The organism is Actinomycetota bacterium, assembly GCA_035640355.1.
Classification (GTDB): domain Bacteria; phylum Actinomycetota; class UBA4738; order UBA4738; family HRBIN12; genus CALGFI01.
Genome location: DASQWI010000017.1, coordinates 97,818 through 123,255, shown reverse-complemented (window position 1 = coordinate 123,255; position 25,438 = coordinate 97,818). Strand labels below are relative to the sequence as shown.

Genomic DNA, 25,438 nt, shown 5'->3' with positions numbered 1-25,438 from the left:
TTGTACCCCCGCCCAGAGGTCCGTTCAAGACTCCGGACGCCCGCCCCCCGACCGCCCTACTACGATGCCGTGCGTGGCGGTCGAGGTACTCACGACGCCCGGTCTCGGCGACAACAGCTACCTCGTGTCGTCCGGCGCCGAGGCCGCGGTGATCGATCCACAGCGTGACGTGGTGCGGCTGCTCGGTGTGGCCGAAGCACGGGGCGTTCGCATCCGGTACGTCGTCGAGACGCACGTCCACAACGACTACGTCTCCGGTGCGCAGGAGCTCAGAGCCGCGGTCGGCGCGGACGTCGTCGGTCCGGCGCGAGCCGGATATCGGTTCGCGTACGAGCCGATGGATGACGGCGACGCGCTCAGCGTCGGCGACCTCACGCTCGTCGCGCTCACAACACCCGGCCACACACCGGAGCACACGTCGTACCTCCTTCGTGAGGCAGGATCCTCAGCGCCGAGCGCGCTGTTCTCCGGCGGAAGCCTCATCGTGGGCAGCGCGGGACGGACCGATCTCCTCGGCGACGAGAACACCGAGTCGCTGACCAAGCAGCAGTTTCGAACGATGCGGCGCCTGGCCGACCTTCCCGACGACGTGGAACTGCTGCCGACTCACGGCGCCGGGAGCTTCTGCGCGTCGACGCCGCCGGGGAAGCAGCGGACGTCGTCGATCGGAGCGGAGCGCGTGGGGAATCCGGCACTCACAGTGGTCGACGAGGCGCTGTTCGTGGCCCACCAGCTCGACGGCCTCGCGGCGTACCCGGACTACTACGCGTACCTCGCGCCGATCAACAGAAACGGCGCGCCGGTATTCGGCGACGTTCCGATCCCACCGCCGCGTTCCGCCGATGAGGTCGACGGCGCGATGCGGCGCGGGGCCTCGCTGGTGGATGCGCGCGAGGGTGCCGCGTACGCCGCGATGCACGCGCCCGGATCATTGAACGTTCCGATCGCGGAGTCGTTCGGGAGCTACGTGGGCTGGCTCGTGCCGTTCGGCGACGAGGTGGTGCTGCTCGTGCCGGACCGCCGCGCACTTTTCGACGCGGCGGCGCAGCTGTTCCGGATCGGTTACGACCGCGTGACCGGGTACCTCGAGGGCGGCATCGACGGGTGGCGGGCGTCGGGACGCGACGTCCGCTCGTATCCGACGATGTCCGCACAGGATCTCGTCGAGGACGTCGGGCGCGGCGAGGCGGGTGACGTGATCGACGTGCGTCAACGCTCCGAGTGGGAAGCGGGACACCTCGAGGGGTCGCGGCACGTGTTCGTGGGCGACGTTCCCGATCGACTCGACGCGTTCGACCGGGATGCTGTCAACACCGTCGTGTGTGCGAGCGGGTACCGCTCGGCTATGGCGGCAAGCGTGCTCGATCGCGCCGGGGTTCCGGTTCGGCTCGTCGCGCGGGGCGGCGTACCGAGAGCGCTCCGGTTGCTCGCGCGTTCCGCGTAGGGCCCGGCGCCTCAATGCTCGACGACGCCAGGTGCGGAACGCTGCGGTGCGGCTCCCGTGAGGGTCGTCTCGTAGCGTCCGCCGACGTTCCTGACGAACCCACGCAGCTCCAAGCGCATCAGCACGGCCACCACCTCCGGGACGGTCGAGCCGACGAGTGGCCCGAGCCGGTCGGGCAGGATCGGGGTCCCGAGATGAGCGAGCACGTCGCGCTCGGCGTCCGAGAGCTCGACACGATCTGCGACCTCACCGACGACGAGCTGGAGCCCCAGGTCGTTCAGGAGGTCCTCGGCACTGCGGATCATCGTCGCGCCGTCGCGGATCAGTTGGAGCGGAACCTCGGCGAGCGCGTTCGTCACGGCGCCCGGCACGGCGAACACGTCCCGGCCGAACTCCATCGCGTGCTCGGCGGAGATGAGTGAGCCGCTTCCCCGCGCGCCCTCGACGACGACCGTGGCGCGTGCGAGCCCCGCGACGATGCGGTTGCGCGCCGGGAAGCTGTAGTGGCTGGGCGGCCGTCGCGGCGGGTACTCGCTGATGATCGTGCCGGTCACCGCGATCCGTTCGACGAGACGCCTGCTGCCCGCCGGGTAGACCGAACCGATGCCCGAGCCCATCACGGCGACCGTTCGGCCGCCGGCCGCGAGCGCTCCTTCGTGCGCGGCGAAGTCGACGCCACGAGCGGCACCGCTCACGACGTCCACGCCGGCGAGCGACAGCGCACGTCCCACGTCGCGCGCGATGTCGCGGCCGAGCTCCGAGCACGACCGGGCCCCGACGACGGCCACCGCGTGGACCACGTCGGGCAGAGAGCGGCCGATCACGAAGATCGCCGCCGGCGGGTCGTGGATCGTGGTGAGTTGACTCGGGTACTCGGGCGACCCCAGTGGACGACGCGCGCTCCACAAGCCACGAGGGCGCGCTCGATCTCGTGCCCGTCGAGCTCGTTCGCGTACGCGACGTCGTTGTCGCTCCCGGCTCTTCCCTCGCGGATCCATGCGAGCGTCGCCGAAGCCGTCCGACGCTCCGCCGCGACGTCGATCAGCTTGCGCGGGGTGATGCCGCGGAGCGACGAGAGAACCAGGACGGCGCGGCGGTCCTCCGCCGTCGAGGCGAATTCCGCCGGCCACGCGCCTGCCGGACCTGCCTCAGCCCGCACGGACCAGGCCTTCGGCGGAGATCGCCGTTCGGTACGCGAGCGCCTCGACGACGTGGTCGGCATTCACGCGTTCTGCCCCGGCGAGATCCGCGATCGTCCGCGCGACCTTCAGCGCGCGATCGAAGCCGCGTCCGCTCAGCGAATGCGTCTCGACCGCGTTGGCCAGGAGCTCTTCGGCCGCCGGAGCCACTCTCATGTGTCGCCGCGCGACCGGACCCGGCAGCTGCGCGTTGCAGTGGAAACCGAGCGTCGCGTAGCGCACGCGCTGGCGATCGCGCGCCTCCTCGACGCGTCCGCGGACGGCCGCCGAGGGCTCGCCGGCCGACTGCCCGAGCAGCTCCTGTTTGGTGAGCCTGGGGATCGTCAGTCGGATGTCGACCCGATCGAGCAACGGTCCCGACAGCTTGGACCGATAGATCTCGACGCGGTCTGTGCGGCACGTGCACCGGCGCGAGACATCACCGTCGTAGCCGCACGGGCAGGGGTTCGCCGCCGCGACGAGCGTGAACCGAGCCGGGAACTCCACGGAACCGATCACACGCGTCACGACGACCCGTCCGTCCTCGAGCGGCTGCCGAAGTCCCTCGAGCGCGTCACGGCGGAACTCAGTGAGCTCGTCGAGGAACAGCACGCCGTTGTGCGCGAGTGTTCGCTTATGTCGCCCGCTATGACTTCGGTCGGTACGGCTGCCGTGCGAGAACGACCTGCGAGACCTCGGTCGCTCCCTGGCTCTGGAGAGCGAGCGCGACTTCCCGTGTCCGAAGGCCGTCAGTGAAGACGTCGTCGATTAGGAGTATCGACTGCCCAGACACCCGGTCTTGGTCGGGCACCAGGAGTGAGCGACGGAACTCTCCCTCGGCTAGGTGCCGGCGGTCCTGCCATCTCTTCTGCTCCACAAACCTCGGCGTCGGGCGCACTTGCTCTATGACGTACGGGCGTTCGAGCTGGAACGGCCAGTCGGTCTCGCTCTCATCGGCGGCTACCTGAACGATTGCTTCGGTGTGGTCCCACTCGCGCCCGCCCGAACCGACATAGGTAGGGCTCGGGGCGATGATGTCGAACCGCTTGAATGCCGCCTCGTTCTCATCGAGATAGCCGGCGAGAACGCGGCCGAAGATATCGGCCCACCGGCGAACGTCTTCGTACTTGTAGCGAAGGATCGCCTTGCGAAGAGGACCCGTCATCATCGAGATCGCGTACACGTACCGGAAACCGCGGTCCGAGAAGTTGCACACCGGGTTCTGACATAACCCCGTCTCCCCGAGCTCAAGATCGCAGACATCACACCGCAGCTCGGCGAGGGGCTCCAGACGACTGGACGCACAGGCGAAGCAGATCGCCGCAGCACCGTGATCTAGATAGGGGCAGCCGGAGCATTTGCCGAACCCTGCCGGTGGAGGATCGAGACGCTGTATATCGAGCATCGACGCGGGTTGGGTACGTCCCCTACGCGAGCTCGAGTGCGAGCTGCCTGCGCCTGTCCGATAAGTGCTCGATGACCTCTGGCGCACGAAGCAAGGGGAGAATCTCGTCGACGGTGCTGACCTCGATCGCACCGCGCTCGAGGTAGCGCCTAGCCCACTGCTGCGACGTGACCCGATCGCGCAGCAGGAACGCCTTCTTGCCCTGCTCAAGGGCTCGCCGTGCCTGGTTCCGCGCACCTGACATCCCGGTCGCCTCGATCACGACTGTCCCCTGACTCATGCCAGACGAGACGACATTGCGCATGGGGAATGAGGACTTCGTCGGGGGTGCCGACGGCCAGAACTGCGAGACGACCGCACCACCTGAGGAAACGATATCGCTCGCGAGCCCGGCGTTCTCCTTCGGATAGCACGTCCGGATTCCTGTCCCGACTACAGCGATCGTTCGTCCGCGGGCGGCAAGAGTTCCGCGGTGAGCGGCAGTATCGATGCCGAGCGCGAGACCGGACAGGACAGTGACGTCGCGTCCCGCGAGCTCCCTCGAAAGACGATCCGCCTCCTGCACGCCAAGAGCGGACGGTGTACGTGTTCCCACGACGGCAACCGAAAAGGCATCGGATCCGCGGAGCTCACCCAGGTAGAACAGGAATGGCGGGAGGTTCGCGATCAGGCGGAGATTCGAGGGATATTCGTCGTCGAGCACGGTGCACAGACGCACGCCCCCGGGGAGCTGGCGGACCTCGTCATCGACGCGCCTGGTCAGATTCCTAGGGTTCGCGAGCGCCACCGCGAGGAGCTCGGATGCTGTCCGCGCCTGATCTGTCTTCTCGGTGACCTCGGCGCGCCAGAGCCGTGCGAGGCCACCCGGTCGTTGCGCCTCCCGGGCCAGCAGGCTCCAGTTCACATTAGGGATTGCGCATAGGGCGAGGAGGTCGCGCTGCTCCTCACGCACACTCACGGTCCGCCTCCTTCTCAATCGAACGTATGTTCGCATGGGTTTGGGACGATACACGTACCCATCGACACGAGACTCGCAGCTGCTCGGGAGCGTGGCCACACCGCCAAATGCACGGGTCAACGCGAACGTAGATAACGTCAAACTGCATGACCCAGGCCGCAACTATCCGCCTCGTCGACGTCGCCGAGCTTCTCGGCGTCACCAAGCAGCGAGCACATCAGCTCGTGGGCGAGCCGGGCTTTCCCGCTCCAGTCGCCGAGGACGTTCGAGGGCGCGTATGGAATAGACGAGAGGTCACGACGTGGGCGAGGACATGGCGGCAGGCCAAGCCCTGGCGGTAACGGATGCGTCCTCACCCGGTCTCCCTGGCGTAGTGCGCGACTTGCCAGCCGGCGTCGCAGACGGCGCACTGCACCAACCAATAGGTTCCACCCGCGCCCTCCTGGACCCTCAGGACGAGCCGGAGGACGGAGGGCTCGGTCTCGCCGGCGAACTCGCACTCCGGCATGTGACGCGACGTCTTCGGATCGAGCGGATCCTGCCGAGGACGTTTGTCGGTGATGGGCTCACGCCAGAACTCGTGCGTGCACACGCACTCTGCCTTCCAGAGCCCGTCACCGACATAGGACCAGGGGATCTCGACGTTTGGATCGGCCTTCCAGATCTTGCAGTCGTCGGTGTGGATGAACACCGTGTCGGGACCCTTCTTCTTCAGACCGAACATGTCATTTCTCCTCTCGTTTCGCGACTGTAGGACGGCTGCATGACGATGCGTTCCTGCTATCCGACCACCTCCGGCGGCGTGCTCCCCGACTCGACCCATGACGGCAGGATGACTCGGAGGTCGGCAGCGGGTTCGAAGCGCGCGACCGTGTCGAACGCGATGATCGCGGCGAGCGCGGCCGCCACCGGCTGGCCCTCGGCGACGTCCAGGTCCGGCCGCGGGCCCGAGGGTCCCGAGATGAGCGAGAGGTTCCCGACGTGGCGCGCGAGCACAGGGTCGCCGTCGTGCGTCACGCGCTTCTCGGTGACGGCGTCGAAGAACACCTGCCACTCCGAGGCCAGCCGTTGAGGAGAACGCGGGACGGCCGCGACCGGCAGACCCTCCTCGGCGAGTGAGAGCAGGACCCAGGACCAGTCCCGTTGAGAGCACACGAGGTCGCGCACGTCGTACCGACGCCACACATCGCGGAGCTCCTCGGCGACGTCGTTCGGATCGACCCGGTTGGAGTCTTCCCAGATCTTGATGGGGAAGATGTGCGGGTCGTCCACGGTGCAGCCGACGATGGCGACGGCGTCACGTTTGCGCGCGGCGACGAACGCAACCACGACGTCCGTGCCCTCGGGAATGGTCGCTCGCGAGCGATCTTTCGCGGCGTCCCACACTCCGGACGTGAACGCGACCGAATGCGTCGCGGTCCACTGGCCCAGCCGGAACCGCCGGAACTCGTTCTCGTCGGTGGACGCAAGGGCAGCGGCGAAGTCTTCCGCGTGAAGGAACGCGCCGAGCGACGGGTTGGCCTCGGCCCACACCTTCGGGTCGGTGTGATCGGCGTCGACGTCGGACGGCTCATAGGCCTTGAAGTAGAACGTCGGGTCCTCGATCTCGCCGGCGTCGATCTTCTTGCCGTGCATGTACAGCTTGTATGCGAGCGAGTCGCGCTCCCATCCCGGTGTTGAGATGCCGACGAGCATCGGGTGTTCGCGCGATCCGGAACCGAGCGACATCGCGTTCCACAACCGATCGTTCGGTTGCACCGCGACCTCGTCGAACACGGTGAACGATGGCTCGAGTCCGAGCTGCAACCCGGCGTCTGCGGATAGCACTCGAAGGACCGTGCCCGACGACGGGATCTCGGCCGCGTGTTTGTAGAACGTGAACAGACCGCGGAGCTCGTCGTCGGCCTCGGCGATCTTGCGGATCTCACCGAAGGCACGCGACGCCTGCATCCGGTCGCCAGCGACGAAATAGACCTCGCCCCCCATTTCCCCCACCACGGCCTCGTACAGGGCGACACAGGCCATCAGGAACGTCTTGCCGTTCTTCCTCGCCATCTGCACATAGGCGCGTCTGTAACGGCGCCGCGACACATCGAGCGCGAACAGGTCGGTGATCAGGTCCTTCTGCCACTGCAAGAGATGCACGCGCTCGCCCGCGCGTGTGCCCTTGGTCAAGCAGCAGTGGCGCTCGATGAACTCGATGACGAACGCACCCTCAGAGGTTGCGTTCCTACCCGAGGTCACGCTGCCTCCGTTGCATCAGGTCGGCCAGACCGGAGAGCTTGCGCACCTCGGTGAGTCCGAGTCGGGCGCGGTCCGACGGCGACAGACCGAGCAGCGACATCACGGTGATCATGGCCGCCTCGAGGCGGCGAACCTCACTCACTCCGGGATGCACGCGCATGGTCTTGTGGGCCGTGGTGTGCGTCAGTCCCTCCTCGTCGACCAGGGCGAGCCACCGGGCGCGCTCGTCGGCGAACTGCGCGAGCAGCGCGACCATCGGGACGTCCGAAGGCGCCAACCACTCCGAGGCCTCGGACCAGATCGTGCGCCACAGATCGCGGCCCGCTCGATCGAGCGGCACGGGCGCCCGAGGAATGCCGTCGACGGCAGGAACGATCGCGACGGGCTTCGGCAACGCCCGCTTGCCGGGGTTGCCCGCGCGGCGCTTGCGTTCGACGGGCTTGGGCCTATTCGGCATCGGGCTCCTCCCACGACGGGCCGCCTTCCCAGCCGGGGCGGCCGTCGAGGAACCGGCGCAGAGCCTCGCGGATCTCGTCGGCCTGCTCGGTCGGCCACATCATGGCCTGCATGTACCGCTGGCCATCGGGCGCGAGTGCCGTGGCGAACATGAACATGCCGTCGAGCTCGTCACCTGGACGCGTCAACGCCCTTTGGACGGCGGCCGCCACGTCGTTCAGGGCCTCATCGCTCGGCGGTGGGACCTTCGGTCGATCGCTCACGTCATCTGCTCCTCTCCGGTCGTTCTAGGCCGTTCTGGGCGGTTGCTGCGTTTGAAAACGGCGGCGGGGAAACGCGGCGGCGCCTCCCGCCGAAGATTGCCGCTCTTGAACACGCCGCGGGAAAAAATGCGAGGTCATCTCGCCGCTCGCTTCCGCCGACGCGCGTCGGTTCGATCGCGGACGGTCTTCGCTGCGTGGCAGGCCGAACAGAGGGCGGCCAGGTTGGCTCGATCGTCCGTCCCACCGTTGGCTCGGGCCAAGACGTGGTCGACCTCGGTGCTCGGTCCCCCGCACGATCGACACCGAGGCTCCTCGAGGAGTACCTGGGCCCTGAGTCGGGACCAGCCTCGGGGCATGGGGTGGGTGCCCAGCCAGGCCCGCCCGCCGTGCAACTCGCATCGTCCACGACCGGGGATCGCCCGACGGGCACATCGTGGCTCAGCGCACTGGACCGGCAGGACGCTGCTCATGTTGCTCGCCTCGTGAGGTGCCAGGCCTCACACCCTGGACAGCGATAGGCGCGGACCGGCAAGTTCTCGCGGCGAGGTGCTTTCAGCGCGAGCTCGATCAATCGCCGCATGGCCTCGGCCTCGCTCCCGAAGGCGACCTTGTGGCACCGAGCCTCAAGGACCGAGCCGCTCACGCTGAGCCTCCATCGATAAGGGCGTCGCACTCCGGATGCAAGAACACGAGCTCAACCTCCTCGCCCGCCATGAACCGCTCGGCAAGGGACGTGAGCACTTCGGCCGAGGGCGACGGACCGAAGATCACGGCATCTCCCACTGCGAGGCCCTCGCCGCAGAACTCACAGCGTGCGCGCGGGATCACGCCGCGTTCTCCTCGATCGGTAGGCCTTCTGCCGGCAGGCCGGCGAGCAGTAGCGAGCGTCGGAGCGGCCAGCGTCGATCACCTCGTCGCAGACCTGGCAACGTAGCCCGAGCGCGTTACGGCTATCGGTACGCCGCGCGCGAGCGGCATCGACTTTCGTAACGACCTCGCACTCGTCCGAGCAGTACCCGACGCGGTCTTCCCAGCGACGGCGACTGAGGTAGCCGCGGCCACATGCTGTGCACTCCCAGATCCGCTCGCGGACCTCCCTCCGGAAGCACTCGAGCAAATGCTCGTCGCACATGGAGCGGTAGTAACGCGGGGACCGCCCGGCGCAGAAGCCACAGGGTTCCTCGTCGTGGCCGGCGCCGTCCTTCGCCCGCCACATAATCCATTGCAGCGCGTTCGGCATGTCGACCCTCTTGTGAGGGATCGGCTGGTCCCACTTGATCGCGCGCTCCAGCGTCGTGACGGCTTCCAGTGACACAGCGACCGCGCGAGCCGTATCCGTGACACTTCCCTCGCGGAATGCATGGATCCGGCGACGAGCCTCCTCCATCTCCTCCGCGCGTTGTCGGACTCGAGCGGCCCGTTCCTCCTGGCGGCGTTCCTGTAGTGCGCCCTCGAGCCAAGTCGCCCACGTGGCGCCCCATAGCCGCCCCTCCTCGTCCAGCCCGATCGTCAGGCCGTCGAAGCGCTTTCCATCGACCTCGTGCCAGAACTCGTATTCGGAGCTCTGTCCGGTGACCAGGGCTCGGAGCGCGATGACCCGGGACTCGTAGTCCAGCTGCGAAGGCTCGAAGCCCGGCAGATTGGGTTGACCTTTGTGCCCGTTACGGCTGCTGGCGTCGCCGCGCGCGCGACGGTCGCTGTCCGTAACGGCGCTCACGCCGCACCTCCGGGCCAGACCGAGACATGGGCGCCGAGGTGATCCGGCCCATACCGCGCGCACCGAACGCACTTCGGAGCCTCGGCCTCCTCTGCCTCGTTTGGGTGGGGGGACGCAACAGACGCAACAGACGCAACGGTGCTGGCCAGGGGCGTTGCATGTGTTGCATCCGTTGCGTGGGGGGACCCAAACCCCAGATAGGCCGCCCACGCCGCCTCGAAGTCATCACGGTGATAGCCGCGGGGGGTCGATCCATCGGGCATCCGGATCACGCCGGGCTTGATCGGCTTGCCGTCCGGCTTTGGGAACGCCTTCAGCTTGCGAGCCAGGTCGGCCGCGGCCGCACGAGGGGGGCCATCGCGGTTTAGCTCGGTGCTCCACCAGCGGCCCCATGGGCCCTCCTCGTTCGCGGCCAGGAGCTCGAGCAGCTCTGCCGTGGGGAGCCGGTCGGCGTCGCGCTCGGTGAACGCGCGGAGCACATGTGAGAGCAGGAGCACGCCGACCGAGTAGACGGACTCGTCGTCATCACCTACATGGAGCGCCACCGCGGCAGCGCGTGCGGCCTCGGGCCAGCCTTCCCCAGCGAGGTCGGCGATCGCGAACAAGTTCCACCAGACCTCGACGTGGCGATCACGGAGCTCGGCCGGGTAGAAAGGAGAGGCGTCCCGGAGCGTGTCGATCACGTCCGGCGTCGCCCACGCCTCCAGACGCTCTGCGATCCGGTTGGCTGCCGGTTCCACCTTGAACGACAGGAACCGCTCCAGGCTCCCGCGCGGCTTCCGGGGGAGCACGATCGGGATGCACCGTGACTCCGTCGTCGGCTCGAGGTAGCCGATGCCGGCGATCGCGGCCGGGCCGAAGCACTTGAACCCACGCGGCTCGAAGCTGCGGCCCTCGGTCCGGTACACCATCGCCGAGTCCCGGTATCCGGCGTTCACGATCGAGAGCAGGTCGCGCGCCGAGTCGTCCTGGCGTTTGGCGAGGCCGTTGTCGGTCTCGTCGAGCAGGAGCGCAACCGGGCCGACCTTCTCTCTCAGTCGGTACACCACCGACGGCGAGACCGAGACGGCGTTGATGCCGCGTGTGCGGAGCAGCTGGTGCAGCACCTCGAGCAGCGTCGACTTGCCCGACTCCTCGGCAGCCGACCGGATCCGAAGATAGGCCGCGATCGCGGCGGCACTCACGACGTAGCAGTGAGCGACCCACAATGCGATGGCGATCGGAGCGTGGTCCGACGTAAAGCCGATGAACCGGTTCACGTGCGAGCGGATATCGTCGAGAAGACCGGCCAGAGTCTCCCGAGGGAGTCCTTCCGTTACCTCGGCGACGAGCTCGAGGGTGGCGCGGTCGTCGTCGGGCGTCATGCCGGCCTCTTGTTGTAGTTGTGGATGAGTTCGCGCCAGTGATCTAGCTCGTCGTGATCGGGGAGCGGCCGCAGGCACGTGGGGCAGGCGTCGCGGCCTTGTCGCCGAAGCCGGCGAATAGCACCGATGACGTCGGTGGGGACGCGGATGTCCTCCTCGAACAAGTGGCCGCAACCGCGCCAGATCGCATGCTCGAGGAAGCTGGCGATATCGGACCGCCGCGCCCTGGCCGTCATCTCGAGGAGCGCGCGGCACTTGGCTCGTAGCGAGAGGGCGGGATCGTCTGCGACCAGACGCGCCGCACGTTCCCACCGGCGGATCTCGGCGATAGCCTTGTCGGCCGCGTCCGCGTCTCGGGTTATGCTCTCAGCCGGTTGCTGGTCTTGCGCACCTCCGGTTCCCAAGCCGGGGGTGCGTTCGTCTGTAGGCGGACTCATCCGGTCCCCGCCTTCCGCTCCACGCGAGCCTTTCGAACGGGTCTACGGCGGATGAGCGCGACGACGGCGCGGAGCGCGGTTGGATCCTCGACGCGAGCGGGCAAGCCTTGCGCTTCACGAGATGCGCGGACGGTCTCGCGGTCGATCACGCCGACATCCCGGCGTGCAGTGGGTCCTCGGCGAGGAGGTCCCGCGGATGACAGCCCAGAACCGCAGCGAGCCGAATGACCGTCATGCGGGAGGGGCTGCGGCGTCCGCTCTCCCAGTGGTCGACAGCGCCGGCGCTCACGCCCAGCGTCAGCGCAAGGTGCTCACGTCGCCAGCCCTTGGCCTCGCGGAGCTCCCGGAGAGCCGGGCCGTCGAAAGTGAAAAAGCCAGCCAACCTGATCCTCCTTCGGATCGGGTCGCCTGGCAGAGAGAGCGCGCCTATCGGCACACCAGCCGAGCAGCGACTTGCAGACTACATGCCTGAAGTTACACTAGTGAGAGTGATCGCGCAACCTCGGATCACCCTCACGCCCGAGTACAACTTGAAGCGGCTTAGACGTGAGATCGCGGGCCGCGAGGACGAGACGATCCTCGTCGTCGGGACCGGCGAGAAGCATCGGAAGCTTCTCAACCGACTCGCGCGGGAGATGCCGAACGTCCTGCGCGGCTTCGACGAGAACACTCGGGAGCACCTCGCGTATATCAACCCCGACGGTGACCCCCTCGCCTGGCGTCACGACGAGCCCGGGAGGGCTCCTGTCGTCACGTCGATGTACGCGCCGCAGCTCTAGGCCCGCCAGACGATCTCAACGCGAGCGGGATCGAACCTGCTCCGTCCTGGAACGCCGGGGTTCAGCACGACGCCCTCGACGACGAGAGCGAGCAGGGTCCGCCGCTCGTCGAGGCTCGCCTGCTCCCACCACGCCGCGAGCTCGTCGGCCGACGTCGGCAGCGCGGCCGCCATGGTTGCGCGCGAGCGCGAGCGAAGCTCGTCGCGGGCGTGGTCGATCCGTCCGGCCAGATCGCGGTCGGCGGCGCGGAAGGCCTCGAGCGAGATCTCGCCGGAGGAGTAGGCGCCCGCGGCCTCACGGCGACGATCCTCGAGTGCGGCAAGCTCCGCGGCTACCTCGGTGGGCGGATCGTCCGTCGCGACGCCAGCGGCAAGCGCGCGCAGCGCCGGACCGTCGAGTGCTATCAAGATAGCGTCGCGGATGAAGTCCTCGAGCGGCTCGGCCAGGTGGAACATTCGGTTGCAGCCGCCAGCGTCCACGGTGCACGCGTAACGCGGCTGACGCCGATCGTTGGGCCGAGCGACCATCGCGGCGCCGCACCGTCCGCAGCGCAACACTCCGCCGGTGAGCAAGTACCGCCTTGCCGGTGCGCGCGGGTGCGAACGATCGGCCAGGATCGCGACGACGGCCTCGTGCTGCTCCGGCGTGATGACGGCGGGCCAGACGGCCGGACCGACGACGACGCCTCGGTGCTCGCGCAGCCCGGCGATCCGCGGCGAGACGAACATCCGCTTGAGCGAGGCGACCTGCCAGTCGGTCCCCCGCGGCGAGCGCACGCCGCGATGCCGCCAGTCGAGCCAGATGCTCCGCATCGACGCGCCGGCGATCAGACGCTCAACGGCGTCGCGGATCTCGTGTGCTTCGCCCTCGCGGATGCCGACGCGGTCATCCTCGAAACCGAACGGCCGGTCTCCCCCGCCGACCGGCTTGCCGGCCTCCGCGAGCTCGCGGTGCTTGCGACGCTGCCGCTCGGCCTTGTGCTCGGACTCGTACCGCGCAGCGGCGCCGAGCATCCTGGCGACCATGCGACCGCTCGCCGTCGACAGGTCGAGCTCGCCGGCCTGGACCGTGAGCACCGCCGCTCCGGCCTGCTCGATCGTCTCGACGAACGCCTCGAGGTCGCGGGGGTGGCGGTAAATCCGATCGGGGTGCCAGGCGACGACCGCGCCGATGCGACCGGCGGACAAGTCCGCAAGCATCCGCTCGTACTCCGGCCTTCGGCGCCCCGCGTAGGCCGAGACGTCGTTGTCGACATACCGATCGGTGATGGTGAACCCGCGGGAGCGCGCGAGCTTCTCGCAGTCGGCGAGCTGCCGGCGGACGCCGAGCTCGTCGCCGATCCGGTCGTGCGAGATCCGCGCGTACACACCGGCGCGGGGCGCGACCTTGGCGGCGCGGGTGGCCATTAGCGCACCCTACGCGCGTCGGAGTACATAGGTCAACACTGTTATGCGCGAGCGACACTTCACCGGGTCGCAGGTACGACGCGCCCCCGCCGAGAAGCGCCGCGGGCGACGCCGAGTGATGCGGTGAGCGAAACGGCCGGTCGCGGACGAGCCCGTCCCCTTCGAGCAGCCCCGCGACCGAGTGCAACTGCGTGACCTCCAGCGCCTCCGGGCCCGACATCGCCGGCAAGATGGTTGCCAACCGGCGCGCAAGCATCGTCTTGCCTGCACCCGGCGCGCCGACGAACAGCGCGTTGTGTCCGCCGGCCGCGGCGACCTCCAGTGCGCGTCGCGCCTGCGCCTGGCCGCGGACCTCGGAGAGGTCGACGGTGTGGCGGCCTTCGCCCCGGGGCACGGTGCGCGCCGGCGGCGACGGCCGCCACGTCCCGCGGAAGAACCCCACCACTTCGGCGAGCGATGGAGCGCCGACGACCTCGATGCCATCGACGAGCGCCGCCTCGGTCGCGTTCATCTCGGGAACCACGACGCCGCGCAGCCCGTCGGCCGCGGCGGCGATCGACATGGAAAGCACGCCCGGCGTCGACACGAGCGTCCCCTTGAGCGAGAGCTCGCCGACGAACCCCCACCGTCGCACGCCGTCGGCCGGCGCCTGTCCCGTCGCCACGAGCACGCTCATCGCGACGGCAAGGTCGAGCCCGGGCCCATCCTTCCGGATGTTGCCCGGCGACAGGTTCACCACGACGCGGCGGAGCGGCCACTCGAGCCTTGCGCTCTCGACCGCCGGACGGATGCGATCTCGCGCGTCCTGGACCGCCGCGCCGGGCAGTCCCGTCAACGTGAGCGACGGGAGACCGCGACCGACGTGCGCCTCGACGACGACCGGGCGCCCACGAACGCCGACGACGGCGACCCCCATGACGCGCCCGTACACGGTCGCGCGACCCTAGCGTCCACCACCGACACGGCGAGCTACGTCAGAAGGCGTCTTCGAAGATCTCGACGTCGGGTCCGCGCGGTCCGAGCCACACGCTCGCCACGTCGAACCGCGTCTGCACGGCCTGGAACCGGAACGACTGCATGAACGCGTCCGCGAGCTGGCGCAACTTCCGTCGCTTGGCCCACGTGACGGCCTCGTACCCGCCGCCGAAGGCCATGCCGGTCCGTGTCTTGACCTCGCAGAACACAAGCGTGCCTCCCCGGTGCACCACGAGGTCGAGCTCGCCGATCGCGCACCGCCAGTTGCGGGCGATACCCCTGTACCCGCGGCGCTCATACACCCGCGCCGCGGCCTCCTCGCCATCGCGCGCGCGAGACAGTCGTCGATCTGTCGCGGGCACGTCCGGACGCTATCCCCCGATACCGACATCCGTGCCGTCGGCGCCGAGTGGGAGGAACGAAGGAGCGAACCCCCGAGCTACGGGGCGATCGTTGGATCGTCGTCGTGACGAAGCTCTTCCACATTCACGTCGCGGCGCGTCATCACACGCACGCTCGTAACGAACCGCGCCGGCCGGAACATGTCCCACACCCACGCGTCGCCGAGGTTCACCTCCACCCATCCCCCGTCGCGCGTTTGAACGTCCACCTGGTTGGCGAGGTAGAAGCGGCGCTCCGTCTCGATGACGTAGCGGAACATCGGGACGACGTCGCGGTATTCGCGATACAGCTCGAGCTCGCGTTGCTCCTCGAACCGCTCGATGTCGTCTTCTTCGTTCACGGGCCCGCCTCCTCGATGACGACGATCTCGGCGTTCATGTCCTCGACGGTGACATCGCCGTTGGCTCGCTCGGGCGCCACGCCATCGGCGCGTCCGAGCGCTTCGTCGAGCGACCCCGGGTAGTAGCCGGTGCGGAGGCCCTTGAACGAATACCGGTGTATCGGCGAAGGGCCGTGGCGGAACAACGCGTCGCGATGGCCCTTCGTCCCGTAGCCCCGGTTGTGGTCGAACCCGTACGCCGGGAACCGCCGGTGGTACCGATCCATCATCCGATCGCGCAACACCTTCGCCACGATCGAGGCTGCAGCGACCGATGCGGTCACCGCGTCGCCTTTTTTGATCGACAGGTTCGGCACGGGAAGCCGTCGGACCGGGAACCCATCGGTCAACACGTAATCGGGTTGAACGCTCAGCCTCGTGACGCACCGACGAAGTAGCCACACGTTCGTGCGCTGGAGGCCGCGGTGATCGATTCGTTGCGGCATGCACTTGCACACCGACCACGCGATCGCGTCTCGAACGATCCGTTCGAACGCATCTTCGCGCTGAGCCGCGGTCAGGAGCTTCGAATCGTTCACTCCTTCGAGGTCGAACCCATCCGGAAGGATCACGGCTGCCGCGAAGAGCGGACCGGCCAGCGCACCGCGACCCGCCTCGTCCACGCCGGCGATCAGACTGAACCCTTGCTCCCGAAGACCGCGCTCGTATCGAGCGAGATCGACCGGACCAGGCCCGGGCGTCCGCGCCCTGTTCGCTTCACGCACCGCGCTACCCACGCTACTGCACCCCTCCCGCCCTGGAGAGCGGCCAGATCACCACGAACGCACGACCGATCACCTTGTCGACGGGGATGAACCCGAGGCTCCCACGAGAGTCGTTCGAGTGTCCCCGGTTGTCGCCCATCACGAACAGCGAGTCGCGAGGGATCTGAACGGGGCCGAAGTCGCTCATCGACACCCGCGCCTCCCGCGTGAGGTACGGCTCCTGGAGAGGACGACCGTCGATGTACACGATGGTGTTTCGGATCTCCAGCGACTCCCCCGGAAGCCCGATCACCCGCTTGATGAAGTCCTCGTGCTCGGGCCGGGCGATCCCGATGCCCTCGGACAGCCAGTGCAGGAAGCCGCCGACCACGCCGCGGTCGGGACCTCGCCCGTCCTGCGGATCGGAGAACACGATGACGTGCCCGCGTTCCGGCTCGTACAAGACCTTGTTGACCAGGACGCGATCGCCCGGTTTGAGGACCGGCTCCATCGAGCCGGACGGGATGAAGAACGCCTGGACGACCAGGGTCTTGAGCAGGATCGCCAGCGCGAAGGCAAGGACGATGAGAACGGGAAGCTCTCGGAGGAACGACAGAACGGCCTTGCCACCGGTCGGGCGCCCGTTCGGCGTCTTGTCCGGCACCTCGCGGGTCTTCGTCCCTCCGGCCGGCCCGGCCGGGCCGATCGGCCGGTCCGTCACCTTCTAGCCCTGCTCCGCGCTCTCGCCGCTCTCGCCGCCTCCGGCTGATGCGGCCGAGGGCTCGAGCTCCGCCACACCATCGACGACGTTCCCTGCCGCGACGGTGCCCTCGTCGGCAGCCGCCTCCGAGACTTCGACCGAATCGGGGTCTGCGGAACCGTTGTCCGCCGCGGCGGCGCGACGGGCCTCGGCCGACGCGATCGCGGCCAGCTCCTCGTCGCCGAGCCGGCGCTCGCGGATCCGCGCCTTCTTCCCTCGACGCTCACGCAGGTAATACAGCTTTGCGCGACGAACGCGACCGCGGGAGACCACCTCCAGCTTGCCGATGGACGGTGAGTGGAGCGGGAACGTCCGCTCAACGCCGACGCCGAACGAGATCTTGCGAACGGTGAACGTCTCGTGCAGTCCGGAGCCCTGGCGACGGATCACCACGCCCTGGAAGACCTGGATCCGCTCCCGACCGGCCTCCACGACGCGAACGTGCACCTTGACGGTGTCACCCGGACGGAATTCGGGCTGGTCCGTGCGGAGATAGGCTCGGTCGACGAGATCGGTCTTGTTCATGGCGGGAGTCTCATCGTAACAGGCACGCCCGAGGCTCCCGGGGAAGTCGTTCGCTCAGCGTTCAAGCAGGTCGGGGCGGTTGCGACGGGTCTTCTCGACCGCAGCCTCGCGTCGCCACCGCTCGACAGCCGCGTGGTCCCCCGAAAGCAGAACCTCGGGTACGCGCATCCCTCTGAACTCCGCCGGCCGCGTGTAGTGCGGATGGTCGAGGAGGCCGTCAGCGCCAAAGGAGTCGCGCTCGTGCGACTCCTCCCGTCCGATGACGCCTGGAACGAGCCGGGTCACTGCCTCCAGCACGACGAGCGCCGGGAGCTCTCCGCCTGAGAGCACGTAGTCGCCGATCGAGACCTCCTCGGCGCCGAGACCCTCCACGACGCGCTCGTCGATTCCCTCGTACCGTCCGGCGATCAAGACCAGCCACGGTTCCTTCGACAGCTCGCGGACGAGCGCCTGATCGAGACGCCGACCGGCCGGCGACATCACCAACAGGCGCTTCGGTTCATTGCCGAGCGACTCGACCGCGCGAAAGACCGGCTCCGGCTTCATCACCATTCCCGGGCCTCCGCCGTACGACTCGTCGTCCACCTGCCGATGCCGGTCCGTCGTGTGATCACGGACGTCGTGCACCCGAACGTCGAGCGTGCCGGCGTCGATCGCCTTGCCGAGCAAACTCTCGCGAAGAGGGCTGTCGAAGATCGACGGGAAGATGGTCAGGACGTCGACGCGCACGAACGCATCATTCCACGGTGAGTCCGGCGATCTCGCGGACGACGATGCGCTTGGCGCCAACGTCGACGGAGAGGAGCACGTCGTTCAACACGGGCACAAGCGTTTCACGACCTTCGCCGTCGACCACCGACCAGACGTCGTTCGCGGCGGTGTGGATCACCTCGCGAACCATGCCGAGCGCGCGACCTCGGTCCGTCTCGACGGCGCACCCCTCGATCTGGTGATCCCACCACGATCCTTCGGGAAGAAAGGGAGACGACGATTCGGGAACGACGAGGAGCGCCCGCTGGAGTCTCTCCGCCTGCTCTCGGTCTCGAACCTCGCGGAACCGAACGAGCAGCCGGCCGCGATGCGGCCTCGACGACTCGACGGTCAGGGTCCGCCCATCTTCCAGCCACAGCGTCGCGCCGGGGGCGAAACGATCTTCGACCTCCGACAGCACGAGAACCGTTAGCTCGCCCTGGACCCCGTGGGCGCGAGCGACCCGGCCGACCGCGACGGTCGGCTCGTCCACGAGTGCCTAGTCCGCGATCTCGACGTGCGTGTGCCGAACGCCGGCCCGAAGACCCGCGGCCTTCACCACCGTTCGCAGCGCACGGGCGGTTCGGCCGCCCCGGCCGATGACCTTCCCCATGTCGTCCTGGGCCACGCGGAGCGTGAGGAGAACACCACGATCGTCGGCGGCCTCCGTCACTTCGACCGAGTCCGGCTCATCGACGATCTCGCGCGCGAGGTACTCGAGAAGATCCCTGAGACCGTCCGAAGGGGCTTCTGCCACGGGGTCAGCTCGCCTTCGCGGCCGCCTTCGTCCCCTTCTCGGTGGTGCCCTCGCCCTTTGACCCGGCGAACTTCTCCCAGATGCCCGTCTTGGTCATGAGCACCTTGACGGTGTTCGAGGGCTGTGCCCCGACGCGGAGCCAGTGCAGGGCCCGTTCCTCGTCGATCTCGATGATCGAGGGATCGTCGAGCGGGTGATACCTGCCGATGTTCTCGAGGAACCGGCCGTCACGAGGACTTCGCTGGTCCGCGACGACGACGCGGTAGAAGGGCCGCTTGGTCTTCCCCATCCGCCGCAGCCTGATCCGTACCGCCATCTCTCCTCCTGACTCGGGGGCCACGCTCGCGCATCCGCGCTCGCTCCTTGGACCCCCGAACCCCCGCTCCTATCCCAGGCCGGGGAGGTTCGGCATGCCCGGGATCCGGGGCATCCGCTTGCCGCCCAGCATCGACTTCATCATCTTGCGCGCCTGCTCGAACTCCTTGAGCAGGGCGTTCACCTCAGCGGTCGTCGTCCCCGACCCTCGAGCGATCCGGAGGCGCCGGGGCCCGCCGATCATAGCGGGATCGCGTCGCTCTTCCCTGGTCATGGACCTGATGATCGCCTCGGCGCGCGCCATGTGACCGTCGTCGACCTGGAGGTCCTTCAGCGCGTTCTTGCCGCCCGGAACGCCGGGGAGCATCGCCAGCAGATCCTGGAGCGGCCCGAGCTTGCGCACCTGTTCCATCTGCTCGAGGAAGTCCTCGAGCGTGAACGACGCGTCCATCATCTTCTTGGCCGCATCCGCCGCACGCTCGGCGTCGAGGTTCTCCTGCGCCTTGTCGATCAGCGAAAGCACGTCGCCCATGCCCATGATCCGCGAGGCCATCCGGTCCGGATGGAACGGCTCGAGGTCCGCCGGACGTTCGCCCGTTCCGGCGAAGAACACCGGTCGCCCCGTCACGGCCGTGATCGACAGCGCGGCGCCCCCCCGGGCGTCGCCGTCGAGCTTGGTCAGGACGAATCCGGTCGTGTCGATCTCGCGCATGAAGGCCCGCGCCTGGACGACGGCGTCCTGTCCGGTCATCGCGTCGCACGCCATCAGGACGTGGTGCGGCCTGATGGCGTCCTTCACGCGCCGCGCCTCGCGCATCATGTCCACGTCGACGTGGAGACGACCGGCCGTGTCGACGATCACGACGTCGAAGCTCTCGCGCTGCGCGTGCTTCAGCCCCGACTTCGCGACCTTGACGGCGTCCTTGCCTTCGGAGACGACCGGTACGTCGATCTCTCGGCCGAGCGTCACGAGTTGGTCGACGGCAGCGGGGCGCCACAGGTCGGCGGCGACGAGGAGCGGACGTTTGCCCTTTTCCTTGTACATGCGCCCGAGCTTCGCGCACGCGGTCGTCTTCCCCGAGCCCTGGACTCCCGCCATCATGATCACCGCGGGCTTCGCGCCCGACAGCTGAAACGTTGCCTGCGTTCTGCCCATCGTCTCCTGGAGCTCGTCGCGGACCACCTTGATCACCTGCTGCGCCGGCGTGAGGCTATTCATCACCTCTTCGGATAGCGCCCGCGTTCGAACGCGCTGGAGCAGGTCGTCGGCGACCTCGACGGCGACATCCGCATCGAGCAGCGCGGTGCGCATCTCGTCCAGAGCGCTATCCACCTGCTTCGGGTGGAGCTTCCCGCGCGTGCGCAGCTTCTTGAAGATGCCGTCGAGACGGCCGGTCAAGGTGTCGAACATCGGAACGAGATTACGACGTCTCGAGAACGCGCTCGACGGTGTTCAGCAACGCCGTGGGCGAGAACGGCTTCGTGAAGTACTCGTCCGCGCCCAACGACAGGACGAACGCGCGACCCTCTTCACCCGTTGCGGTCACCACGATCACGCGGACGTTTTTCGTGGCGGGGTCGTTCTTGAGCTCGGCCAGCACGTCGGCGCCGCTCGCGCCGGGGATGTTCAGGTCCAGGAACATCAGGTCGGGCGGCTGCGTCTTGGCCATCTCGAGCGCCCTCGCGCCGTCGGGCGCCTCGCGGATCTCGAACCCCTCGTGCTCGAGGATCAGCCGCATCGCTTCACGCATCGTCGCGTGATCCTCGACGATCAGGATGTCGGCCTTGGTCGTCGTGCTCATGCGCTCAGCAGCCGATCCGCGAACGTGCGCGGCTCGAACGGCTCGAGGTCCTCGATCGCCTCGCCCATGCCGATGAGCTTGACCGGCAGGCCGAGCTGTTCGCGAACGGCCAGGACGAATCCTCCCTTCGCCGTGCCGTCGAGCTTTGTCAGCGCCACGCCCGTTACCTCGACTGCGTCGGTGAACGCCCTCGCTTGGGCGATGCCATTCTGACCCGTCGTCGCGTCGAGTACGAGCAGGGTCTCGTCGGGTGGCCGGCCGGCAGCCTTCTCCAGGACGCGGCGTACCTTCCGTAGCTCGTCCATCAGCGGCTGTTTGGTGTGAAGGCGCCCCGCCGTGTCGACGATCAGGACGTCCGAGCCCCGTGCCTCTGCCGCCTTGACCGCGTCGAAGGCTACCGACCCCGGGTCCGCGCCGCGTTGCTGCGTGACCAGATGGGCATCGGCACGACGCGCCCAGACGTCCAACTGCTCGGATGCGGCCGCGCGGAAGGTGTCGCTTCCGGCGAGGCTTACGGATCTGCCGGCCCGCGCCAGTCGGGAGGCGAGCTTGCCGATCGTCGTGGTCTTCCCCGAGCCGTTCACGCCGACCACCATGATCACCGCGAGACGTCCCTCCGGCAGGTCGAGGGCACCATCACCGGCGAGGATCTCGGCCACCTCGTCCGAGACGAGCTCGACGGGGTCGGATCCGGACGTGTAGCGGTCGCGAACGGCCGAGACGACGCGGCCGGCCGTCGACGGACCGACGTCGGCCTTCACCAAGAGCTCTTCGAGCCGTGCCCACGGGTCGTCGACGGCCCCGCCGAACAGCGACCGGATCCGCGCGCTCAGCGTTTCGGTCCGCCGCGGCGGCGGAACTTCGACGGGGGCCGGCCTGGTGCGAGGCACCACGCTCTCCGTCGTGGCGCCCCGCCGCCCCGAGACGCGCAAGACGAGTATCGCCGCGATGAAGATCGCCACGACGACGACAGGGATCCACCAGAGCTCCACGAGCGCGCAGGCTAGCCGACGGGGTTCGACTCGGGTACGACGGCGCCGCGGGGTGTTGGCGCCGTCTCGATCCCGTCCGTGAGCTGATCCAGCCGCTGCGCGAGGACGCGCGACGTACCGTCCTTCGACATCGAGATGCCGTACATGATCCCGGCGACCTCCATCGTCCGTTTCTGGTGCGTCACGATGATGACCTGCGACTCGGCGGCGAAGCCCTCCACCAGCTTGATGAATCGGTGCAGGTTGATGTCGTCGAGCGCGGGTTCGACCTCGTCCATCAGGTAGAACGGGCTCGGCCGAGCCTTGAAGATCGCGAACAGGAACGCCAGCGCGGTCAGCGCGCGCTCGCCGCCCGACAGCAGACTGATGCGCTTGACGCGCTTGCGGCCGGGGCGAGCCTCGATCTCGATACCCGTGTTCAGCAGGTCACCCGGCTCGGTCGCAATGAGTCGTCCCTCGCCGCCCGGGAACAACTCCGCGATCAGCCGTTCGAACTCCGCCGCCACGTCGCGGTACGCCGCCTCGAACGTCGTGGCGATCTCCATCTCGACACGCTGGATCACCTCGAGCAGATCTCTCCGCGCCTTGCGAACGTCGTCTAGCTCTCGCTGCATGAAGTCGTACCGCTCCTGCATCGCCTCGAACTCGCCGCCCGCGAGCAGGTTGACGCGGCCGAGCAGTCCGAGACGTCGCTGAACGAGCTCCGCTCGCCGCTCGATCGTGGACACCGTGGCTTCCTCGGTGAGCTCGGCCACCGCGTCGTTCGGCTCGCGCTGGTGTCCCTCGCGCAAGAGGCGCTCCGCGTCCCGGATGCGGCGTTCGAGGTCACCGCGGAGCCGATCTTCGTCCTGATAGTCCTCGCGAAGACGATCGAGCTCCGTCGACGCGTCGCGCCACAGGCGATTCGACTCGGCCTCCTCCTCCGTGGCTGCGCGGTCCGCTTCTGCGGCGGCGATGCGGGCAGAGGCCGCGGCCTCGAGCGCGGTCTCGGCGCTCGAGAGTCGCCCCTCGGCATCGGCGCGCTCGTTCCGAGCGGTTTGGAGCGTCGTCCGGAAGGTGTCCTCGTCCTGCCCGGCGAGCGCGTCGCGCTCGCCGCGCGCCGCCGCCAGCCGCTCCTCGACCCCGGCGCGATCTCGTCGAAGCGTCTCAACGGCGACTCGCGCTTGCACCGGCGGCTCGGGGGCCTGCGGCAGGTCCGGAACCTCGTGCGTCATCGGCTCCGCCGCGGCGAGCGCGTCGCGCCACGCCGCTGCCGCGTCGTCCAGGCCGGCGAGCCGTTGCGAGAGGAGCTCGTCCTCCTTGGCGATCGACGCGATCTCCGCGTCGACCCGAGCGATGCGATCCGCGGCTCGCGTGATCATCGCGTCCGAGCGCTCGATCTGCTCGGTCAGCTCGTCGATCTCGGTGGCGATGGCGTCGAGCCGTTCGCGTCGCGGCCTCGCCGACGACGTCGCTCGCGCCAGGTCGTGTTCGACGACGTTCAGCTCCCGCCGGATCTCCGCTCCGCGCGAGTCCGCGACCGCAGCCGTCCGGATCACCGCGGGTCCGAGTAGGACCCCTTTCGGCGTGACGAACGACGCCTTGGGATGCCTCCGATGCTTCTCGGTCGCTTCCACGAGCGTCTCGGCAAGGTAGATGTCCGCCAGCACGGTCGTGACCAGACCGCGCGCGGACGCATCCGCGTCGACGACGCTCAGCAGGGTGCGCTCGCCCGGCAGGACGGACGCCGTCGGACCCCCTCCCGCGATGGTGAGCGTGGCGCCGTCTCCGTCCGCCGCGTCCCCGATCGCAAGCTCCTCGTCGGCGTAGACGACCGCGTCCGACAGTGGCCCGAGCCCGGCGCGCAGGGCTCGTTCCCATCCCTTCTCCGCGCGGACGAGCTCGCCGAGCAGACCGAGCGCGCGCTCCTTGTGACCCGTGATGAAGCGCCGGCCCGGCGTCTGTTCCAGGTCCTCCAGCCGCGCACCGAGCACGTCGCGCCGATACTCATGACGCCGCAGCGTCTGTTCGAGCGTTTCCACCGCCGCCGCCACTGAGTGGCGTTCGCGTTCGAGCTCGGCGCGCCGTTCCGACAGCGGCGCCGTCTCTGCGTCGAGGCGCTCGACCTCGTCGCCCAGGCTCTCGCGTTCGCGTTCGGCGACCGTCCGACGTTCCCGAACGTTCGCAATCCCCTCCTCGAGCCGCGCCCGTTCACGCTCGTACGACGCGAGCGAGCGCCTGAGCGTCTGCATCTCGGCGCGATGCGCCGCCGCCTCCTCGAGGGCGCGGCGCCGCTCCTCTTCGACATGCAATCTCATCTCGGCCGCGGAGAGGAACGCGCGTTCGGCCTCGTCCAGCTCGCGTTCGCGCGTGGCCATCTCATCGGCCAGGTCAGCCGCTCGGCGTTGAAGCCCGAGCACCTCGGTCTCGAGTGAAGAGAGTCGTGCTCCCCGAGAACCTTGCGCCGCAAGTGTCTCACGTGCCTCTGACTCGAGCTCCACCGCGCGCCTCAGCTCGAGCTCGGCTGCGGACTTCGCCGCCTGCGCGTCGCGAAGGCGTCCCTCGGATTCCTGGAGCGCCCACACCGCGCGTGCACGGTCGTCCGCCGCTGCGGCGACCCGCGCATCCAGCGAGTCGAGCCGCTCGCGCGCCGCCGTACGTCGTGCCAGCCCCTCCTGCCATCCGCCGCTCCGGCTCTCGCGCTCGTTCAACAGCTCCCGCAGACGCGCGGCGGCGAGCTGCACCGCGAGCGCGTCGGCCTCCGCGGTGAGCTCCTCATGGCGCCGCGCCACCTCGGCTTGTTGCTTGAGCGGCTTCAGTTGCCGCCGCAGCTCGGCCTGGACGTCTTTCAGCCGCAGTAGGTCTTGATCGAGTCCGCTGAGCTTGCGCTCGGCACGCTCCTTGCGTTTGCGATGCTTCGCCACACCGGCTGCTTCCTCGACGTAGCGGCGTCGGTCCTCGGGGCGTGCCGACAGCACGTCCTCCAGCTGACCTTGCCCGACGACGGTGTGCAGACCGCGACCGATGCCGCTCTCGGAGAGCAGCTCCTGCACGTCGAGCAACCTGACGACCTGACCGCCGATGCGGTACTCGCTGTCGCCCGAGCGGAAGATCGTGCGAGCGATCTCGATCTCGGTCATCGGTACAGGGATCAGCCCGGCGGAGTTGTCGATCACCAGCTTCACCTCGGCCATACCCAGCGCAGGACGCTGTGGACTTCCGGCGAAGATCACGTCGGCCATCTGCCCGCCGCGAAGCGCTCGAGGCCCCTGCTCCCCAAGCACCCAGCTGATCGCGTCGACGAGGTTGGACTTACCCGACCCGTTGGGGCCGATGATCACCGAGACGCCCGGCGCCAGTTCCAGCGTGGTCTTGTCGGCGAACGACTTGAAGCCTCGGACCTGCAGGGATCGGAGGAACATCGAAAGGCGATGCTAGCAGCGGCTT

The 25,438-nt window shown here is 68.4% G+C and carries 30 protein-coding genes and 1 pseudogene; 2 read left to right on the top strand and 29 right to left on the bottom strand.

Features of this window, described 5'->3' with window-relative positions; genetic code table 11:
• Positions 1-73 precede the first annotated feature (73 nt).
• Positions 74-1,444: an MBL fold metallo-hydrolase gene (locus VFA08_09230; GenBank protein HYZ13770.1), complete on the top strand. Its 1,371-nt coding sequence runs from the start codon at positions 74-76 to the stop codon at positions 1,442-1,444.
• An 11-nt stretch (positions 1,445-1,455) separates the two neighbouring features.
• Here the strand turns inward: VFA08_09230 and dprA (VFA08_09225) are convergent, their stop codons facing one another.
• The 15 genes from dprA (VFA08_09225) to VFA08_09155 form a co-directional block, all read right to left on the bottom strand.
• Positions 1,456-2,268 carry a DNA-processing protein DprA gene (gene dprA, locus VFA08_09225; GenBank protein HYZ13769.1) on the bottom strand — a complete coding sequence of 271 codons (813 nt, stop codon included), beginning with the start codon at positions 2,266-2,268 and terminating at the stop codon, positions 1,456-1,458.
• On the bottom strand, positions 2,265-2,603 hold the full coding sequence (locus VFA08_09220; protein HYZ13768.1) for a hypothetical protein: 339 nt from the start codon (positions 2,601-2,603) through the stop codon (positions 2,265-2,267). Before VFA08_09220 ends, dprA (VFA08_09225) begins: the two co-directional genes overlap by 4 nt.
• Positions 2,593-3,375, bottom strand: coding sequence for an ATP-binding protein (locus tag VFA08_09215; GenBank protein ID HYZ13767.1), 783 nt, complete (start codon positions 3,373-3,375; stop codon positions 2,593-2,595). The genes VFA08_09220 and VFA08_09215 overlap by 11 nt, the downstream gene beginning before the upstream one ends.
• Positions 3,269-3,790 (bottom strand): hypothetical protein, encoded by a 522-nt coding sequence (locus tag VFA08_09210; protein ID HYZ13766.1) that lies wholly within the window; start codon positions 3,788-3,790, stop codon positions 3,269-3,271. The genes VFA08_09215 and VFA08_09210 overlap by 107 nt, the downstream gene beginning before the upstream one ends.
• A 259-nt stretch (positions 3,791-4,049) precedes the next feature.
• Positions 4,050-4,985: a DNA-processing protein DprA gene (gene dprA, locus VFA08_09205; protein HYZ13765.1), complete on the bottom strand. Its 936-nt coding sequence runs from the start codon at positions 4,983-4,985 to the stop codon at positions 4,050-4,052.
• 352 nt (positions 4,986-5,337) lie between these two features.
• Positions 5,338-5,709, bottom strand: a complete 372-nt coding sequence (locus VFA08_09200; protein HYZ13764.1) for a hypothetical protein — start codon at positions 5,707-5,709, stop codon at positions 5,338-5,340.
• A gap of 56 nt (positions 5,710-5,765) precedes the next feature.
• On the bottom strand, positions 5,766-7,229 hold the full coding sequence (locus VFA08_09195) for a terminase large subunit (protein ID HYZ13763.1): 1,464 nt from the start codon (positions 7,227-7,229) through the stop codon (positions 5,766-5,768).
• Positions 7,216-7,686, bottom strand: coding sequence for a P27 family phage terminase small subunit (locus VFA08_09190; protein ID HYZ13762.1), 471 nt, complete (start codon positions 7,684-7,686; stop codon positions 7,216-7,218). Before VFA08_09190 ends, VFA08_09195 begins: the two co-directional genes overlap by 14 nt.
• Entirely contained in the window at positions 7,676-7,948 is a 273-nt protein-coding gene (locus VFA08_09185; protein ID HYZ13761.1) for a hypothetical protein, read from the bottom strand. The genes VFA08_09190 and VFA08_09185 overlap by 11 nt, the downstream gene beginning before the upstream one ends.
• Before the next feature lie 134 nt (positions 7,949-8,082).
• Entirely contained in the window at positions 8,083-8,304 is a 222-nt protein-coding gene (locus tag VFA08_09180; GenBank protein HYZ13760.1) for an HNH endonuclease signature motif containing protein, read from the bottom strand.
• Between the two features lie 283 nt (positions 8,305-8,587).
• Positions 8,588-8,776, bottom strand: coding sequence for a hypothetical protein (locus VFA08_09175; protein ID HYZ13759.1), 189 nt, complete (start codon positions 8,774-8,776; stop codon positions 8,588-8,590).
• The gene (locus VFA08_09170) at positions 8,754-9,665 is read right to left on the bottom strand and encodes a hypothetical protein (GenBank protein HYZ13758.1); all 912 of its coding nucleotides are present in this window, start codon (positions 9,663-9,665) and stop codon (positions 8,754-8,756) included. Before VFA08_09170 ends, VFA08_09175 begins: the two co-directional genes overlap by 23 nt.
• The gene (locus VFA08_09165) at positions 9,662-11,029 is read right to left on the bottom strand and encodes a DUF3631 domain-containing protein (protein HYZ13757.1); all 1,368 of its coding nucleotides are present in this window, start codon (positions 11,027-11,029) and stop codon (positions 9,662-9,664) included. Before VFA08_09165 ends, VFA08_09170 begins: the two co-directional genes overlap by 4 nt.
• Positions 11,026-11,466, bottom strand: a complete 441-nt coding sequence (locus VFA08_09160; protein HYZ13756.1) for a hypothetical protein — start codon at positions 11,464-11,466, stop codon at positions 11,026-11,028. The genes VFA08_09165 and VFA08_09160 overlap by 4 nt, the downstream gene beginning before the upstream one ends.
• 145 nt (positions 11,467-11,611) lie before the next feature.
• Positions 11,612-11,848, bottom strand: a complete 237-nt coding sequence (locus tag VFA08_09155; GenBank protein ID HYZ13755.1) for a helix-turn-helix transcriptional regulator — start codon at positions 11,846-11,848, stop codon at positions 11,612-11,614.
• 106 nt (positions 11,849-11,954) lie between these two features.
• On the opposite strand from VFA08_09155, the gene VFA08_09150 reads away from it, so the two are divergent.
• Positions 11,955-12,245 carry a hypothetical protein gene (locus VFA08_09150; GenBank protein ID HYZ13754.1) on the top strand — a complete coding sequence of 97 codons (291 nt, stop codon included), beginning with the start codon at positions 11,955-11,957 and terminating at the stop codon, positions 12,243-12,245.
• Here the strand turns inward: VFA08_09150 and VFA08_09145 are convergent.
• The 14 genes and pseudogenes from VFA08_09145 to VFA08_09080 form a co-directional block, all read right to left on the bottom strand.
• A complete protein-coding gene (locus VFA08_09145; protein HYZ13753.1) occupies positions 12,242-13,651 on the bottom strand; it encodes a recombinase family protein in 1,410 nt (469 codons plus the stop codon). The genes VFA08_09150 and VFA08_09145 overlap by 4 nt on opposite strands.
• Before the next feature lie 974 nt (positions 13,652-14,625).
• Entirely contained in the window at positions 14,626-14,988 is a 363-nt protein-coding gene (locus tag VFA08_09140; protein ID HYZ13752.1) for a YraN family protein, read from the bottom strand.
• Positions 14,989-15,065: 77 nt separating this feature from the next.
• On the bottom strand, positions 15,066-15,368 hold the full coding sequence (locus VFA08_09135; protein HYZ13751.1) for a DUF2469 family protein: 303 nt from the start codon (positions 15,366-15,368) through the stop codon (positions 15,066-15,068).
• Positions 15,365-16,144 carry a ribonuclease HII gene (locus tag VFA08_09130; GenBank protein HYZ13750.1) on the bottom strand — a complete coding sequence of 260 codons (780 nt, stop codon included), beginning with the start codon at positions 16,142-16,144 and terminating at the stop codon, positions 15,365-15,367. Before VFA08_09130 ends, VFA08_09135 begins: the two co-directional genes overlap by 4 nt.
• A 1-nt stretch (position 16,145) precedes the next feature.
• Positions 16,146-16,832 (bottom strand): signal peptidase I, encoded by a 687-nt coding sequence (gene lepB, locus VFA08_09125; GenBank protein ID HYZ13749.1) that lies wholly within the window; start codon positions 16,830-16,832, stop codon positions 16,146-16,148.
• 225 nt (positions 16,833-17,057) lie between these two features.
• Positions 17,058-17,396, bottom strand: a pseudogene (gene rplS / locus VFA08_09120) (50S ribosomal protein L19).
• Between the two features lie 54 nt (positions 17,397-17,450).
• Positions 17,451-18,125 carry a tRNA (guanosine(37)-N1)-methyltransferase TrmD gene (trmD, locus tag VFA08_09115; protein HYZ13748.1) on the bottom strand — a complete coding sequence of 225 codons (675 nt, stop codon included), beginning with the start codon at positions 18,123-18,125 and terminating at the stop codon, positions 17,451-17,453.
• Positions 18,126-18,132: 7 nt separating this feature from the next.
• Positions 18,133-18,639, bottom strand: a complete 507-nt coding sequence (rimM, locus tag VFA08_09110; GenBank protein ID HYZ13747.1) for a ribosome maturation factor RimM — start codon at positions 18,637-18,639, stop codon at positions 18,133-18,135.
• 6 nt (positions 18,640-18,645) lie between these two features.
• Positions 18,646-18,903 carry a KH domain-containing protein gene (locus tag VFA08_09105; GenBank protein ID HYZ13746.1) on the bottom strand — a complete coding sequence of 86 codons (258 nt, stop codon included), beginning with the start codon at positions 18,901-18,903 and terminating at the stop codon, positions 18,646-18,648.
• Between the two features lie 4 nt (positions 18,904-18,907).
• The gene (gene rpsP, locus VFA08_09100; protein HYZ13745.1) at positions 18,908-19,243 is read right to left on the bottom strand and encodes a 30S ribosomal protein S16; all 336 of its coding nucleotides are present in this window, start codon (positions 19,241-19,243) and stop codon (positions 18,908-18,910) included.
• 45 nt (positions 19,244-19,288) lie between these two features.
• Positions 19,289-20,629 (bottom strand): signal recognition particle protein, encoded by a 1,341-nt coding sequence (gene ffh, locus VFA08_09095; protein ID HYZ13744.1) that lies wholly within the window; start codon positions 20,627-20,629, stop codon positions 19,289-19,291.
• Positions 20,630-20,639: 10 nt separating this feature from the next.
• Positions 20,640-21,020: a response regulator gene (locus tag VFA08_09090; protein HYZ13743.1), complete on the bottom strand. Its 381-nt coding sequence runs from the start codon at positions 21,018-21,020 to the stop codon at positions 20,640-20,642.
• Positions 21,017-22,012 carry a signal recognition particle-docking protein FtsY gene (gene ftsY, locus VFA08_09085; protein HYZ13742.1) on the bottom strand — a complete coding sequence of 332 codons (996 nt, stop codon included), beginning with the start codon at positions 22,010-22,012 and terminating at the stop codon, positions 21,017-21,019. Before ftsY ends, VFA08_09090 begins: the two co-directional genes overlap by 4 nt.
• A gap of 11 nt (positions 22,013-22,023) precedes the next feature.
• The gene (locus VFA08_09080) at positions 22,024-25,413 is read right to left on the bottom strand and encodes an AAA family ATPase (GenBank protein HYZ13741.1); all 3,390 of its coding nucleotides are present in this window, start codon (positions 25,411-25,413) and stop codon (positions 22,024-22,026) included.
• Positions 25,414-25,438: the final 25 nt, after the last annotated feature.

Coding starts and splice junctions, on each gene's coding strand:
- VFA08_09210 (HYZ13766.1), bottom strand. CDS start 3,790: ATGATGACGGGTCCTCTTCGCAAGGCGATCCTTCGCTACAAGTACGAA.
- VFA08_09200 (HYZ13764.1), bottom strand. CDS start 5,709: ATGTTCGGTCTGAAGAAGAAGGGTCCCGACACGGTGTTCATCCACACC.
- VFA08_09190 (HYZ13762.1), bottom strand. CDS start 7,686: ATGCCGAATAGGCCCAAGCCCGTCGAACGCAAGCGCCGCGCGGGCAAC.
- VFA08_09180 (HYZ13760.1), bottom strand. CDS start 8,304: ATGCCCCGAGGCTGGTCCCGACTCAGGGCCCAGGTACTCCTCGAGGAG.
- VFA08_09165 (HYZ13757.1), bottom strand. CDS start 11,029: ATGACGCCCGACGACGACCGCGCCACCCTCGAGCTCGTCGCCGAGGTA.
- VFA08_09160 (HYZ13756.1), bottom strand. CDS start 11,466: ATGAGTCCGCCTACAGACGAACGCACCCCCGGCTTGGGAACCGGAGGT.
- VFA08_09145 (HYZ13753.1), bottom strand. CDS start 13,651: ATGGCCACCCGCGCCGCCAAGGTCGCGCCCCGCGCCGGTGTGTACGCG.
- ffh (HYZ13744.1), bottom strand. CDS start 20,629: ATGTTCGACACCTTGACCGGCCGTCTCGACGGCATCTTCAAGAAGCTG.
- VFA08_09090 (HYZ13743.1), bottom strand. CDS start 21,020: ATGAGCACGACGACCAAGGCCGACATCCTGATCGTCGAGGATCACGCG.
- VFA08_09080 (HYZ13741.1), bottom strand. CDS start 25,413: ATGTTCCTCCGATCCCTGCAGGTCCGAGGCTTCAAGTCGTTCGCCGAC.